At 30.4% G+C, this 15,709-nt stretch carries 18 protein-coding genes; 7 read left to right on the top strand and 11 right to left on the bottom strand.

Annotated features, from left to right (window positions below):
* Positions 1-63: 63 nt before the first annotated feature.
* From glmM to glmS, 3 genes are all read left to right on the top strand, one after another.
* On the top strand, positions 64-1,413 hold the full coding sequence (gene glmM, locus WY13_RS00410; RefSeq protein ID WP_063553747.1) for a phosphoglucosamine mutase: 1,350 nt from the start codon (positions 64-66) through the stop codon (positions 1,411-1,413).
* A 104-nt stretch (positions 1,414-1,517) separates the two neighbouring features.
* Positions 1,518-1,712: a DUF4177 domain-containing protein gene (locus WY13_RS00415; protein WP_013240632.1), complete on the top strand. Its 195-nt coding sequence runs from the start codon at positions 1,518-1,520 to the stop codon at positions 1,710-1,712.
* Between the two features lie 565 nt (positions 1,713-2,277).
* Positions 2,278-4,104 (top strand): glutamine--fructose-6-phosphate transaminase (isomerizing), encoded by a 1,827-nt coding sequence (glmS, locus tag WY13_RS00420; RefSeq protein WP_063553748.1) that lies wholly within the window; start codon positions 2,278-2,280, stop codon positions 4,102-4,104.
* Between the two features lie 391 nt (positions 4,105-4,495).
* Here the strand turns inward: glmS and WY13_RS00425 are convergent, their stop codons facing one another.
* The 10 genes from WY13_RS00425 to menA all read right to left on the bottom strand — a co-directional run bounded on the left by WY13_RS00425 (position 4,496) and on the right by menA (position 11,979).
* Complete coding sequence (locus WY13_RS00425; RefSeq protein WP_063553749.1) at positions 4,496-4,729, bottom strand: SHOCT domain-containing protein; 234 nt, start codon at positions 4,727-4,729, stop codon at positions 4,496-4,498.
* Between the two features lie 92 nt (positions 4,730-4,821).
* Entirely contained in the window at positions 4,822-5,172 is a 351-nt protein-coding gene (locus WY13_RS00430; protein WP_063553750.1) for a YHS domain-containing protein, read from the bottom strand.
* Positions 5,173-5,375: 203 nt separating this feature from the next.
* Positions 5,376-5,684 (bottom strand): hypothetical protein, encoded by a 309-nt coding sequence (locus WY13_RS00435; protein WP_063553751.1) that lies wholly within the window; start codon positions 5,682-5,684, stop codon positions 5,376-5,378.
* Positions 5,685-5,851: 167 nt separating this feature from the next.
* A complete protein-coding gene (locus tag WY13_RS00440) occupies positions 5,852-7,246 on the bottom strand; it encodes a 4Fe-4S binding protein (RefSeq protein WP_063553752.1) in 1,395 nt (464 codons plus the stop codon).
* An 18-nt stretch (positions 7,247-7,264) separates the two neighbouring features.
* Positions 7,265-7,801: a FixH family protein gene (locus tag WY13_RS00445; RefSeq protein WP_063553753.1), complete on the bottom strand. Its 537-nt coding sequence runs from the start codon at positions 7,799-7,801 to the stop codon at positions 7,265-7,267.
* A 92-nt stretch (positions 7,802-7,893) separates the two neighbouring features.
* Positions 7,894-8,718 carry a polyprenyl synthetase family protein gene (locus tag WY13_RS00450; protein WP_063553754.1) on the bottom strand — a complete coding sequence of 275 codons (825 nt, stop codon included), beginning with the start codon at positions 8,716-8,718 and terminating at the stop codon, positions 7,894-7,896.
* A gap of 473 nt (positions 8,719-9,191) precedes the next feature.
* Positions 9,192-9,896 (bottom strand): bifunctional demethylmenaquinone methyltransferase/2-methoxy-6-polyprenyl-1,4-benzoquinol methylase UbiE, encoded by a 705-nt coding sequence (ubiE, locus tag WY13_RS00455; RefSeq protein ID WP_063553755.1) that lies wholly within the window; start codon positions 9,894-9,896, stop codon positions 9,192-9,194.
* 114 nt (positions 9,897-10,010) lie between these two features.
* A complete protein-coding gene (locus tag WY13_RS00460; RefSeq protein ID WP_063553756.1) occupies positions 10,011-10,298 on the bottom strand; it encodes a hypothetical protein in 288 nt (95 codons plus the stop codon).
* Between the two features lie 148 nt (positions 10,299-10,446).
* Positions 10,447-11,067 (bottom strand): CPBP family intramembrane glutamic endopeptidase, encoded by a 621-nt coding sequence (locus WY13_RS00465; protein WP_063553757.1) that lies wholly within the window; start codon positions 11,065-11,067, stop codon positions 10,447-10,449.
* 15 nt (positions 11,068-11,082) lie between these two features.
* Positions 11,083-11,979, bottom strand: coding sequence for a 1,4-dihydroxy-2-naphthoate octaprenyltransferase (gene menA / locus WY13_RS00470; protein WP_063553758.1), 897 nt, complete (start codon positions 11,977-11,979; stop codon positions 11,083-11,085).
* Between the two features lie 258 nt (positions 11,980-12,237).
* Here menA and WY13_RS00475 point away from each other — a divergent pair, with 258 nt between their 5' ends.
* The 3 genes from WY13_RS00475 (at position 12,238) to WY13_RS00485 (ending at position 14,795) form a co-directional block, all read left to right on the top strand.
* On the top strand, positions 12,238-12,921 hold the full coding sequence (locus WY13_RS00475) for a response regulator transcription factor (protein ID WP_063553759.1): 684 nt from the start codon (positions 12,238-12,240) through the stop codon (positions 12,919-12,921).
* Positions 12,921-14,288 carry a sensor histidine kinase gene (locus WY13_RS00480; protein ID WP_063553760.1) on the top strand — a complete coding sequence of 456 codons (1,368 nt, stop codon included), beginning with the start codon at positions 12,921-12,923 and terminating at the stop codon, positions 14,286-14,288. The genes WY13_RS00475 and WY13_RS00480 overlap by 1 nt, the downstream gene beginning before the upstream one ends.
* 63 nt (positions 14,289-14,351) lie before the next feature.
* Positions 14,352-14,795 carry an OsmC family protein gene (locus tag WY13_RS00485; RefSeq protein WP_063553761.1) on the top strand — a complete coding sequence of 148 codons (444 nt, stop codon included), beginning with the start codon at positions 14,352-14,354 and terminating at the stop codon, positions 14,793-14,795.
* Positions 14,796-15,038: 243 nt separating this feature from the next.
* Here the strand turns inward: WY13_RS00485 and WY13_RS20245 are convergent, their stop codons facing one another.
* Positions 15,039-15,215, bottom strand: coding sequence for a hypothetical protein (locus tag WY13_RS20245; RefSeq protein ID WP_242866286.1), 177 nt, complete (start codon positions 15,213-15,215; stop codon positions 15,039-15,041).
* A gap of 104 nt (positions 15,216-15,319) precedes the next feature.
* On the opposite strand from WY13_RS20245, the gene WY13_RS00490 reads away from it, so the two are divergent.
* Positions 15,320-15,691, top strand: a complete 372-nt coding sequence (locus WY13_RS00490) for a hypothetical protein (protein WP_063553762.1) — start codon at positions 15,320-15,322, stop codon at positions 15,689-15,691.
* Positions 15,692-15,709 lie beyond the last annotated feature (18 nt).

Genomic DNA, 15,709 nt, shown 5'->3' on the forward strand with positions numbered 1-15,709 from the left:
ATTTTAGATTTAGTGTGATAACCTATAGAAAAATTAACTTTTAATAAGAGAGGTATTAATAATATGCAGAGAATGTTTGGAACTGATGGAGTAAGAGGAATTGCAAACAAGGAGTTAACTGCAGAACTAGCATATAAATTAGGACGGGCAGGAGCGTATGTGCTTACAGAAACGGCACATAAACCAAAGATATTAGTTGGAATGGATACAAGAATATCTGGAGATATGCTAGAAAGTGCCCTAGTTTCGGGTATACTTTCTGTAGGAGCAGAAGCTGTTTGTGTAGGTGTAATACCAACTCCAGCAGTTGCTTATTTGACTAGAAAATATAAAATGGATGCAGGGGTAGTTATATCTGCTTCCCACAATCCTGTAGAATATAATGGAATAAAATTTTTTAATAGTGAGGGATATAAACTTTCAGATGAATTAGAAGATAGAATACAGAAAGTAATTGAAAGTGATTTTAAAGATGTATCTATGCCTATTGGAGCTGAAATTGGAAGAAAAGTAGTGGAAACAGGAGAAGCGCTAAAAAACTACGTAGAATTTGCAAAATCCACTATAGATATAGATTTAAAAGGATTAAAGGTAGTTTTAGATTGTGCAAATGGAGCATCCTACGTAACTTCTGTGAAAGCTTTTGAGGAATTGGGAGCGGAAGTGAAAGTTATAAATAATAAACCTGATGGAATAAATATAAATAGAAAATGTGGTTCAACTCACCCTGAAGAACTTATGCAGACTGTAGTAAAAGAAGGTTATGATTTGGGACTTGCCTTTGATGGAGATGCAGATAGATGTCTTGCAGTGGATGAAAAGGGAAATCTCATAAATGGAGATTTTATAATGGCTATAATAGGAAAGCGTTTAAAAGATGAAGGAAAACTTTATAAAAATGTGGTAGTAGTTACTGTAATGAGTAATCTTGGACTTGATATAGCACTCAAAAAGGAGCAAATGAGCACTGTAAAGACTAAAGTTGGAGACAGATATGTGCTTGAAGAGATGAAAAAACAAGGCTATAAATTAGGTGGAGAACAGTCAGGCCATATAATTATGCTGGATTATAATACTACAGGAGATGGACTTGTAACAGCACTGCAAATAGCTTCTATAGTAAAAAAGACTGGGAAGAAGCTATCTGAATGTGCTTCTATGATGGAAAATTTACCTCAAGTACTTGCAAATGCCAATGTTCCAAATGATAAAAAAAATATATATGAAGAAGATGAAGAAATAATATCTGAGATAAAGAAGATAGAAGAAAAATTGGATGGTTGTGGAAGAGTGCTTATAAGACCTTCGGGAACAGAACCATTAGTAAGAGTTATGCTGGAAGGTCAAAATCAAAGTGAAATAGATAAAATTGCTCATAAGCTAGCTAAACTTATTGAATCAAAAGTAAATTAAAAATATAAAAGTGCATTTCTATTTGTAAAAATTAAATGTTTTAAATATATTAAAAATTGGACACTCTAATAATTGAGATATAAATTATTAGAGGAGTGAGTCCAATGTCGTGGCAATATAGAATATTTACAGTGGAGCGTTTTTTAAATTCAACTGATAATTTAAACTTAGAAGAAAAATTAAATAAGTATGGTAAGGAAGATTGGGAACTTACAGGAGTTTTACAAAGACATTATGCTACACTTGGAAACCAGGATAAATTAGAAGATGATTTAATAGTGTTTAAAAAACACAGTTAAAAAAAACCGCCTTTAAAGTAAAATTTAAAGGCGGTTTATTTATGAGATTTTATATATTTACAATTTTGAGGGTATATAGCACATTCCAATCTCAATTCCATAATATGAAAATAAGAACAAAAAGTTAATTTTAGCTATCTAGTTGACATAAGATAAGATTAAAGAATATAATAGATTGATAGGTTTTTAATACTGTTATATTTTAGAAAGAAGGTGATTGAATTTAAGCAGAATATGAATATAAAGCGCCAGAGCTCAAGGCTTAATTTAAATAGCACTTTGAGCTGACGAGGATGGGGAGTATCGAATCTTCGGCGGGTGCCCCACGGTATCGCACTACCGTTAACAACTGATAAAACCAGGAAGCGATTTCTGATACAACATCAGTTTGGTGTTAAAACCTTTAATAGGAATCAAAAGGTATGATTCCAAAAATATATTTACCTGTAAAATTTTAATAACAATGCAGGTTTTATTTGCTTATAAATTTTTTATCAATAAAGCTGCAGTGTTTTGTAGGTAGATTATGATTTATTATATTAAAATGTGAAAGGAAGAATTGATTATGTGCGGAATTGTTGGATTTGTTGGAAAGAAACAAGCGTCATCTATTTTGGTTGAAGGACTGAGTAAACTTGAATACAGAGGTTATGACTCTGCAGGTGTTGCCATAATAGATAATGATCATATCAATGTAGTAAAATGTAAAGGAAGGCTTAAAAACCTTGAAAATAAATTGTCAGAACATCCTCTAAAAGGAATATTAGGTATAGGTCACACAAGGTGGGCAACTCATGGAAAACCATCTGATCTAAATGCGCATCCCCATAACAGCCAGGATGGAACTATAAGTGTAGTTCACAATGGTATAATAGAAAATTATGTACAACTTAGAGAATGGCTCACTTCAAAAGGATATAAGTTCGTATCTGAAACTGATACTGAGGTTATTCCACAGCTCATAGAATATTTTTACAAGGGTGATATAGTTGAAGCAGTTATGCGTGCAATATCTAAGATAAAGGGAAGCTATGCTGTAGGAGTTATCTGCTCAAAAGAACCTGGAAAATTAGTAGCAGTAAGAAAGGACAGCCCTCTTATAGTAGGACTTGGAAAAGATGAGTATTATATAGCATCAGATATACCTGCTGTATTAAATCATACTAGAGATATATACCTTTTAAATGACAATGAATTTGTTGTCATAACTAAAGATGGTGTAAAACTTTTATCAGAAGATAAAAAGGAAATAAAGAAAGATGTATACCACGTTACCTGGAGTGCAAATGCAGCTGAAAAGGGTGGATTTGATCATTTCATGATGAAGGAAATACACGAACAGCCAAAGGCAATCAAAGACACAATGACATCAAGAATTATGCCTGGAAAGCCTATAACATTAGATGATATAAAAATAACTAAAGAGCAAATTAAAAATATAGATAAAATATATATAGTAGCTTGCGGAACTGCTTACCATGCAGGAATAGTTGGAAAATATGTAATAGAAAAATTGGTTAGAATGCCTGTAGAAGTAGATATTGCTTCAGAGTTTAGATATAGAAATCCTATAATAGACGAAAGAACACTTATGATAATTATAAGTCAGTCTGGAGAAACAGCAGATACTTTAGCAGCTTTGAGAGAAGCAAAAGCACATGGTGCTAGAGTAATAGCTGTAACAAATGTTGCTGGAAGCACAGTGTCAAGAGAAGCTGATGATGTTTTGTATACTTGGGCAGGGCCAGAAATTGCAGTTGCATCTACTAAGGCATATACAACTCAACTTATTACTATGTATATGATAGCATTATTCTTTGCACAAAATAGAAATACTTTAAGTCAAGAAGAAATAGAAGCAATAAAAAATGATATGCTTACTCTTCCTGAAAAAGCAAAACAAATGCTTGAACAGAAAGAAGTACTTCAAAAGTTTGCTTCAAGAATTTACATGCATAAGGAGATGTTCTTTCTTGGAAGAGGAATTGATTATGCAGTAGCAATGGAAGGATCACTTAAAGTAAAAGAAGTTTCATATATACACTCAGAGGCTTATGCAGGTGGAGAATTAAAGCATGGTACAATAGCTCTAATAGAAGATGGAACTGTAGTAATAGCACTTGCTACTCAAACTTCGTTATATCAAAAGATGATAAGTAATATAAGAGAAGTAACAACAAGAGGAGCAAGGGTTCTTGGATTTACAGTTGAAGGCAATATAGACATGGAAAAGGCAGTTGACTCGGTATTATATGTACCAAAAGTTAATGATATACTTTTACCAGTGCTTACGGTAATTCCACTTCAGCTTTTAGCATACTATATAGCTGTTCAAAAGGGATGCGATGTTGATAAGCCAAGAAATCTGGCCAAGTCAGTTACTGTTGAATAAATAATTATACAATAATGTTGTTTGTGTTTTGTATAAAAAAAGTTGGAAACTATAAATAATATCGGGAACTATAAATAAAGTTGGAAACTAAGATATTGCTAAAGGTTTAACAATAATAGTGTTGATGATATTTAAAAAATTTTAAATTAAGTATTATTTATGGTTAGTATAGAGAATATTTAAATAAGAACCTGATATACTCAGAAATTGAGTATATCAGGTTCTTATTTTATATAGTGAAATCATGAGTTTTTTGAAAAATAATTTTATTGACATTGGATTATGTAAATTAAAAGAATTGTAATATAGAATAAAGTTTGTTCATATAGCTAAAGAGTTAGGAATACAACATCTTAGAAATCCGAAAACTGCTCAATATGTAGTTATATAACTATTTATCAATATCATATTTTTCAGTTAATATTTGCTTTTTTCTTTTATATTCTTCTTCACTTATTTCACCAGATGCTAATTTTTCATTCAGTATTTCAATTGGTTTTCTATCATGTCGGTAATCTTTTCTACCATTAAATGATATAATGAAAAATACTACTATAGCGATTATAAGTAAAAAACATATAACCATCATAGGCATCATTCCCCATCCCCAATATCCATGCATCATATTAATACCTCCTTATATATTTATTCTTACAAATAAAATACCTTGTTATACTTGCTTTACTAATTGTTGAATTTGATACATAAATTCTTTTTTTATTGCATATTTTTTTGAAACTTATCAGCATAGTTCTGGCTGCAAAAATAATATGTCCTACCATTTATTACCCGGCATATAGAATCCTTTTTAGATACATACATACCACATATAGGATCTTGTGCCATATCTACTGAATTTTCAATATATCCTGCACTGTGTCCTTCATAATTTTTCTTCATATTTTTATGATTCATATGACCATCTCCACAGCATCCGCCTTCATGAGAATTTCCATATCCATTATGATTTGTATGTCCACCTCCACAACATCCTCCTCCTTTGGACATCATATATGTCATTACTCCAAATATTAAAAAGTAGAACCAGTTATTTACTAAGAATTCCAAATTAAACACCTCTTTTCAATATTAAAAACATGTTGAATTTCTTAATTTTTATTATTTGTGTATAGTATATAGTAGAGTTATGTAGATAAAATGAAGGTTTATTAACTTACCTTAAAATTTATTTACTAGGCTTTTCAGCTGTGAAAATAAGGCTGGTTAAGTCAAGAATTGAGAAGGTTTGAGATAAATTTGATAAGATATTATTAAGCTGTGATACCTTTAACTCCAAATATAGGTTTCATAAAAGGCATCTTTACTTTCTGATAAATATTTATATCTCCAGCAATCTTTAGATCTTTTAAAATAAATACTTTAATATCAGTATATTTATAAATATCATATAACTCTTTGTCTATTATTTCAGTTTCAAATAAAGCCCTAATTTTAACAGTTTTAACATGATTATGAATGTTGCCACAATCACAATCTATTTCTGTATTTTTAATTAATACTACAAAGCATAGACTTTTACTCTGAGCATAATTCAAAGCCTTGTTATCAATTTTTATCATAACATATCATCCCCAAACTAATTTTATAATGAATTAATACCTCTTATTTATGCTGTTATAAATAATAAAAACTACTGAGGTAATAACTTAATCATATTTTACAAAATTAATATGTAGATTTTATGAAGAAAATGCTATCAGAAAAATGTTTTCTGACAGCATTTAAGTTACATACGCATTGCCATTGGAAGCATGAATAGTACTATGTTTATAATACCTAGTATTACTATTAAAACACTATATACTATTGAAGTCCCTAAGGACTTATTATTCTTACCACCATAATTACTTTTAGCAAGTCTATATGCAGTATATATTGAACCTATAGTTCCAAGAACAATTAAAAGATACTGAAGAGATTGTATTGTTGGCGTATCCAAAATTGCTGTTGAACCACTCATTTCCACACCAAATAGCCCCATAAAAGTATAGAAGATTGATTTTCCTTCTGCTAGTAGGTGGAAAAGGTTATGAGCTATATGGGCAGCCATATCTAGTGGGATGATAGCATATCCAAACTTAGCAAAGTTTTGTTTCACAGAATCTCCGTTAAACTTTTTAGCAATTAACCCTGTTGTTGATAACATTATTATAGGGATTAACATAGCTATAGTAAAGGTTATAGTGAAGGTTACATAGTAGCTGTTTGTACCAGTAGTTCTTTCAAGCCAATTTAATATAGGTTCCCATATATTAAGCATAGTGATGTTCTGCACAAATACTATACCCATAATTACAACAGCAAGGAAAGACTCTTCAAGCTTAGGTTTACGGATAAACCACAATTCTCTAGTAGGTACACGTCTTGATATTTTAATAGAGTTATTTGGACAACTCTTTACACAGTTTCCGCAGAAATTACACTCTGCGTTAGTATCCATAATTCTCGGAAATTCAAACATAGGACATCCTGCTGCTTTATTACTTCCTTTGTAACAAGCGGCAACATTACATTTAGCACATTTTTCAGGAGTAGCTCTAAGTTCCATCATACCTGCTCTAGTATAGTTAGCAGACAATCCTCCTAAAAAACAAACATATCTACACCAAGTTCTACGTTCAAATATAGCACCGGAAGCAATTACACCTAGAGTAATCAATAAGAGAAGGTTACCGGAACCCCTTGGTGATTCAACAACACCAAAAATATGATCGCTCCACGTAATTAAGATGAATATTGCATCAATAATCCAAATTTCATATTTTTTTAGAAATTTAGGTACAGGATGATTATTACCAACAAATTTTTGAACTAGATCATTAAGTGTCCCAAAAGGACAGATTGTACACCAAAATCTACCTAACAATAATATTATAATTGGCAGTAGAGGCCACCATAATACCCAAGTTGCAGCGGTACCAAAGTTATCATGGGCACTTGTAGAACTGAATAAAAGTTGATAAACTATAAATGCAAATACTATTGCTACTGGCCATTGAAAAACACCAGGATACCATTTACTTTTCATAAAGCTTGCAAATTTTTTGTTGTCTAAAAGGTTTTTATCATCTGATGAGTATGCTTTTTCTTCATCAATTTTAGTTTTCTTTTTTTCTGACACAAAATATTACCTCACTTTCTATGATTTTACAGCCTTCTTATTTTTCTTTGATATCCCGGCAGTTATTATAATTAAGGCAGCTACTACTAAAAAGCCTCCAACGACAAACCAGTTAGGTCCAGAACTTGTTACATCAACATCAAAATCAGCCATCTTCTCTCCAGCATTTGTCATAAAGCTTGTTTTAATTTTCCATGTACCTTTATCACTAAGTTTTACAGTTCCAACATATTCACCATCTTCATGGCCTTTTTGGAATTGGATAGTTTCAGCCTTAGAGTCACCCATATTCATATCACCCATACTGCCTTTATCCATTTCTGCAGATACCCTGACATCAGCGTTACTTATTGGCTTGTTTTTATCATCAGATAGTTTTAGTGTTAACTCATTATCACCGGTTTTAGCCTTATCTCCTGTTAGCATAAGAGTTGCTTTAACTCCATCAATGTTTTTTTCTATCATTTTTTCGCTGCCAGCAGCTAATACCGATGTAGATAAAGTTAGAACTAGAGCTGAAATAATTGATAGTTTTTTAATTAGTTTGTTTTTCATTTTAAATACCTTCCTTTACTATTAGTTTAATATTTTTGCCTTTTGGGATTGGCAATAGCAACAAAATTATGTCACCATTTTTATACTAGTCACTATAATGCATTCTCTACCTTAGGCCTATAAAAATCTAAAACATAATCTACTAACATTATTAAGCTTTGCTTGTATGCTGAGTTTTTTAAATTCTCAATAGAAGCTTTGGCATTATATGCAAATTCAAATCCCTCTTCAATAGTTATATTTTTCATTGCAACGGGATCCTCATCGATATAATCATCCAGTATTTGATATGCTATACCAAGGTTTTCACCGTATTTAGAAAGCATATTAGACTCTTCGTAAGTGGCATAAGCTATGCTGGCACCAAGCCTACAACAAGCACTCATAAAAGATGCTGTTTTTCCTAAAATGATTTTAAAATAGGTTTCACGATCTGGAGAGGGATTGTTAGCATTTAATATTTCAGCTACAGACATTGATTCAGTAACTCTGCCCATTACCTGCGCAAATTCTCTTGGCAGAGTATCTGAGAAAATAGTAAAGGCTCTTGAGTACAAAGCATCACCAGCAAGTACTGCTATTTTATTTCCAAAAGTCTTATTTAAGGTTTTCTGACCACGTCTTAGTAAGTCACCATCTATGATATCATCATGAATTAGACTAGCGCTGTGAATAAGCTCTAGGCCTATTGATAACTGAATTAAATTGTGTTTTGCAGATGAAGTAAGCTCGTTACTAATAGCACCTGCAGATAAAAATGTTAATGTAGGTCTTAGCCTTTTACCTGGAATTGAAAAAAAATAGGTAAAAATATCTTGTGTAACAGTAGAATCTAATTTTGATGCAATATTTTGTAACTCTGACTCAAGTTGATTAAGTTCTTTTATTATTGGAATTGAAATTCCATCGAAGCTCATTTTTTCACCTCCTGTATATTTTAATTAAGTAAGTTAATGGATAATTAATTTTTTTATATCCTATCTACAATTGTTATTATAAAAATTTGCTGTGAAGAAAATATGAAGATATACTTTAAAATTAAAAAACTATTAAATAAGTTAAAAACCATTCGTATGCATTAGATAAAAAAACCATCTGCAATATCCATTAGACTTATTTCAGCAGGAAATAAGATAGGAAAAGATAGTTATGCAATGCAGCTATAGCTAATATATATCTAATAAAGCCATCATAAATTTTATTTATAACATTAGATTTTATAATTTTCATGAAACTTACCATTTTTATATAAAAAGCCCCTTAACACTAGAATGTTAAGAGGCTTAATAGCAATAATAATTATAATTTGAGCTAGCTCAATAATTCCTATACATAAGGCTGCTACTACAGATATTCCAGTAACAGATAGATTATAATATCCCGATAACTTCTATTCCTTGGTTCCGTAATGAATAGAAGCAATTCCAAGTGTTAGAGATACATATCCAGTATATTTAAATCCGGCATTATCAAATGAATGTTTTAACATATCTTTGGACATAAAGTATTTTACAGAGTCTCTAAGATAAGTATATGCATTTTTGTCTTTTGTACCTAAATACCCAACAGTAGGTAAAATAGAGTTTAAATATATTGAGTGCAGTTCTCTGAAAATGGGCATTTCCGGATTGGATAATTCTAAACAAACAAGTTTTCCACCAGGCCTTAAAACTCTATACATTTCCGACAATGCTCTATTTTTATCCTTAACATTTCTAAGACCAAATGCAATTGTTACACAGTGAAAACTGTTATCTTCAAAAGGTAATTCTAAAACGTTACCTTTTATTAATTTAAAATTATAAGCCTTTATGTTTTGGTTAAGTCTTTTATATCCAACATCAATCATTTCTTGATTGAAATCAAGTCCTATAACTTCAGTATTTTTTCCTACTTTTCTACAGGCATAATTAATCATCTGTCCTGTACCACAGCATAAATCTAAAACTTTGCTATCGACTTTTAGATCACATACTCTTATAGCTTTTTTTCTCCAGAGTTTATCTATATTAAAGGTTAGAATTGAATTCAATCTATCATACTTTTCTGCGATAGATGAGAAAATGTTTTGTACTTCTAAGGAATTGCTCACCATGTCCAGTATACCTTCTTTCTTAATTAAATTTATCATATTCTACAATTATTTTTTAAGGAGAGAACTTTTTAATATGAAGAGTTCTCTCCTTAAAAATAATTTTATTGTTTTAATCTATACGACTTCTTTACTATCAGTGCTAGTTTTTTTAGTAGTACAGCAGCTTCCTTTTTTATTATTACCCATCATCATTGGCATCATAAAGATCATCATTATAGGACATAAAAATGGTATTATTCTTCCAACTATACTGCCAGCACTAGGATTAAATCTTGATATTATTGGTAATAATTCTATGATAATTATAGGTAATCCACAGCAGATAGCCATATGCAGCATATGCTTTAAAGGGCTATGTTTATGAGTTCCTTGTTTTTCTTTGTTATCTTCATGACAATTCATAATATACCTCCAAATTGCTTTTCCTAAATTTATAAAATAATTTTTATTTTATTTGAATTATACAGCCTACATATAAAGAAGTTGTGAAGAAATTAAAAAACTATAAAAATTAATTATTGGGATACTATCCTATATATAGCTAAAAAAATTACATTAGTGGAAGCAAAACGAATATTGTTAAATCCCAAATAGCGTGGGAGATAATTACTGGTATCAAACTCTTCTCTTTTTTATAAAGCCATCCCCAGAATAATCCACATACCAAAGCTGCTATAATTAGCATAAAGTTGCCTGTAACAATATGCACAACTGCATATAATAAAACTGAAAATAAATATCCTTTGTTTTCTCCAAATTCTTTATCTAAGGTATTTTGTATAAAGCCTCTCCAGTATAGTTCTTCACCTGGACCAATTATAAAAAATAGTAATAAACTTATCAGTGTTAGATTAACATTTGATTTATTACTATAAACTGATGAAATTTGAGCATCTTTGAATGAAAACAAATATCCTGATATAATATTTCCTACATAAAATATTCCGTACAAGGCTATTGCTGAGAGTATTCCAATTAAAATATGTCTCGGTTTTATTTTCCCAAAGTGGAATATATCTCTATCAGCAAAGAATGCCATTAATATTAATAGTAATATCGATCCACTCATTTCTATCCAAAAGTTAAAGGGCTTTACAACAAACATTAGATACCATAAGATTGCTGCTGCAAACAATGTAAAAGTTAAATATTTATAGTTTTTATTGTTCAAGAGTAATACCTCCGTTTATCTTATATAAGAAAATAGTATTGAAATAATAAGGATAACTCCAAATTGTCCCTGTAGTTTTGCTGTTTCCTGATCAAGGGTAGTGAGTTTAGAATTAGACCTATTAGAAATACGCAATTTATTGATATTTTTCAATGCTGTTGGCGATGTAATTAGACAAAGTAAACTCCAAATAGGGGTAACTCTGTAATAAGTCATAGCTAAAACAGAAATATAGGATAAATAAACTAAACCATAATAAATATAGCAGGCATTAGTTCTTCCAGTCATTATAGATAGAGTTTTTATTCCAGCTTTTTTATCATGATAAATATCTCTAATATCATTTGCATGTAAAATAGCTGTGGTTAAAAGTCCAATTGGTATAGATAACAGAAGTACGTTTATATTGATTTTCTGAACTTGAACAAAGTATCCACCGAGCATCATTAGGGGCCCAAAGATCATAAATATTAAAGGGGCACCTAAACCTCTGTATTTTAGCATAAGTGGTTTTCCGGTATAAAAATAACCACTTAAAGCTCCTATAGTACCTAGAATTAGAATAAAACCCCCTTTTTGAAAAGCTAAAAATAGTCCTAGTATACATCCTAAGGCTAAAACTAATCGTCCTCCTATAAGGAGTTCTTCAGAAGTCAATAAATTTTCAAAAATAATACCACTAGAAGATCCAGATTCCTTGGTATCAACTTTGTTAATAAAATCATCATAGTCATTAATCATATTTGATGAGGCTTGCAAAAGTACAGCAGCTAATAAGGAAATCAGGTAGTATATAAACTGAAATTTTGATTCCTTTGCAGCAAATATAGCACCTACTGTAACTGGAATTATAGAAGCAGTTAAAGAAAAAGGCCTTGCAGCCATTAACCATATTTTAAATTTTTGTTTCATCACTTATCCTCCTAAATATATTTGTAACTATTAATTTTATAGTACTTTTAAAAATCAGTCGATTTAAATTTTCACTTTACACATACTATAAATTAATGATGTGAAGATTTTATAAAGATTCCTAGGGGCAATTTTGGAGTGCAGCTAAATAAGAGATTACTATAGATTTTATATAATTCTACAATCTACATATAATCTTCATAAAATTCAGCTATTATGAGAATTAGTTTTTTACAATACAAAATTGAGGTGAGTAACATGAATAAAATTTTGATAGTAGAAGATGAGAAAAAGGTATCTAATATTCAAAAGGCATATTTAGAAAAGGAAGGTTATCAAGTATATACATCAACAACTGGACTAAAAGCTTTAGAACTCTTTGATTCAATTGAATTTAGCTTAATAATACTTGATCTAATGCTGCCGGATATTCAAGGAGAGGAAATATGTAAAATTATAAGAGATAAGTCTGATGTGCATATATTTATGGTTACTGCTAAATCTGCATTAGAAGACAGAATAGAGGGGCTTAATACAGGTGCAGATGAGTATTTAGTTAAACCTTTTAGTCCAAGAGAACTGGTTGTCAGAGTTAATTCTTTATTCAGAAGGTTAGGGGCAAATAACATTTCAGTTTTATCTTTAGATAATGGAAATATCCAAATTTATAAAGATAGTAGAATTGTAAAAGTTAGAGGACAAGAAATATCCCTTACCCCTAATGAATTTGATATTTTATATGTTCTTGCAATAAATAAAGGAAAAGTTCTTACTAGAGAACAATTAATAGATAGGGTTTTTGGTATGGATTTTGAGGGGTTTGACAGGACTGTAGATGTTCATATAAAAAATATAAGGAAAAAAATAGAAGAAGACAGTAAAAGTCCTAAGTATATTTTGACAGTTACTAGACTAGGATATAAGTTTGGTGATGACAATTGATGTATAGTATTAGAAAAAAGCTAAGCATTATAATTTTAGCTTGTTCTATATTAGCTGTATTATTAACTGCTATCTTTGTAAATATCACAATAAATAATAAATTTAGCGAATATATGGTGAATAACCAGAATAAAAGAAATGATAGAATAGTACAGTATTTCCAAGAGGTTTATAAAAGAGATAAAAAATGGACAGCAGCTTCAGGAAGTGAAATGAAGCATGAGGCATATATGAGCAATTACTGCATAACTCTTTTAGATTCAAATAAAAAGTTGGTTTGGATGATGGATCCAAATGATATTAAAGAAAAAGAACATTTTAAATCCTTAGATGGTAAAAGTGGAGTTTTTACTACAAATAGTTTCCCAATTAAATATAATGGCCATGTTGTTGGATATGTACAGATAGGGCAATATTCTTCAGTGTTATTATCTGCTGATGATGTAAATTTTAAATTATCCATTAACGAAGGAATTATTGCTAGTATTTTTTTAAGTCTTCTTATTGTAATAATTATCAGCCTGTATATTTCAAAACAGTTTTCAGTACCAATTAGAGAAGTATCAAATGTATCAGTAAAACTATCTAATGGAGATTATAATTCTAAAACTAATGTAGATACAGACATATTAGAGATTGAAAAGCTTAAAAGCAGTATAAATACGTTAGGAGAAAAACTTAATCATCAGGATTTACTAAGAAAAAGGCTAGTCTCTGATATATCGCATGAAATAAGAACTCCACTTAATATTCTTCAAAATAACTTAGAAGCCATGATTGACGGAATTTTTCCAGTAAATACGGAACAGTTAATAGGTTTAAATGATGAGGTTATCAGGTTTGGAAAACTTTTAAATAACCTAAATGCTCTAAAAGAATTTGAAGCAGATACAGTTTCTATTAATAGAGAAGAGGTTCGGTTAGATGAACTGCTATCTTCAGTATGTGATGATTTTTCAATTGCATTGAAAGAAAAAAATATTGATCTGGCTTATAATATAAGACCAAACAAAGATTATAGTATAATTGTAGATCCAGACAAATTAAAACAAGTATTTATTAATCTCTTATCTAATGCAGTAAAATTCTCAGATTGTGGAGGAAAAGTTTGGATTAACTTAACTAGAGATAAAGAAAATATTATTGTTAGCATAAGAGATACTGGAATTGGAATTAGTAAGAAAGACTTACCATTTATATTTGAAAGACTTTATAGAGGGGATAAGAGCAGAAATAAAATTGAAGGAAGTGGAATCGGATTAACTATAGTAAAGGATATTTTAACTCTCCATTCAGCTTCTATTGAAGCTCAAAGTGAAGTAGGTAAAGGATCCATATTTACTATACGATTTAGAAATAATGTTTAGTATTAATTGATTGTGATATACTTGTAATTGTAATATTAACTAAATTTACAAAGGAGTGGTATTATGGCAGTAACAACATTTAAGGCAACAACAAGACGAAAGAAAGGTCTTGCAGTTACAGGAGGAGCAAGGGGGTTTAATGTAGATATTGACGAACCAGAAAGCTTAGGTGGAAGTAACACTGGAATGAATCCGGTTGAATTAGTTCTTTGCGCTTTAGGTGGATGTCAAACAATTCTTGCGTCATCTTTTGCTGAAAAAATGAGAATAAATCTCGAGGATTTTTGGATAGAGTTAGAAGGAGACTTGGATCCAGACGGATTTATGGGATTATCAGATGTGAGACCGGGATACCAGAGTATAAGATATAATATGCATATAAAGAGTGATGCTTCAGAAGAAAAAATTAAGAAATTTGTTGAATTCATTGAAAAAAGATGCCCAGTAGGAGATACAATAGGAAATGCCGTTAAGCTAGAAAAGGCGAAGATTACAATAGAGAAGTAATTATTAAACTAAAGGTGATTGATAAAGTAAAAATGTGTAGATTACTTTTATTCAATCACTTTTTTTATGCCATTTTTTATTATGGTAATTAGAGCATCTACAAAATTACTCTTGAATATTATTAGGTTAATGTGGATTTTGTGAACAATGTTCGGCTTACCACTGCAGTATTAACTATAGTTTCAGTTGGAATCTTTCGAATTACCCCATTTAACAGGAATGCCTTTCTTTACATACAGTACACTAGGTGTATACCCATTTCCATCTGCAGTCATATTTACTACCTGAACTTCCATCCTTTAAAATAGCTTTAGTGCTATTTGCCGCAGAAGCAGCAAGGGATTGGTTAGTGCCAGGTAAAAGAGAAGCTATAGACGAAACAACATTTATTCCAGCTAAAGATAGTCCTCTATTACCCATAGTTAACAAATATATTTTACAAAAAAGATTTCTCCATATTTTCTACACAATTAAAATCTATAATAAAAACATAGAGAAGAGAAAATAAAAAGGGGTAGATTCTTATGAAAAAGAGATTAATTGTTTTGATGACAACAGCAATATTAGTTATAGGAGGAATTTCAGTAGCTTATGCACAGGCAAAAGGCTATGTAAATTCAAATAAAATGAATGATAATGTAAGCTACCGAAATACAAGCAATTTTAATAACATGGTAAAGATTATGAAAGAAAATGGCTTTAGCGGTGCAGCAGAAGCAATGGAAGATAAGGATTTTGATTCTATGAATAAATTTATGAGTAACTTAACAGATAAAGACTATAAGAAGATGATGGATATAATGAAGAACAATGGATATGCTCCAATGACAAATATGATGGAATCTGTTAGTAGACAAGACATGGTAAATGTTCACAATTCTATGATGGGAAGGTAATGAATGTAATAAAAGATG

It is taken from the genome of Clostridium ljungdahlii (genome assembly GCF_001636845.1).
In the GTDB taxonomy this organism is placed as follows: Bacteria; Bacillota; Clostridia; order Clostridiales; family Clostridiaceae; genus Clostridium_B; species Clostridium_B ljungdahlii_A.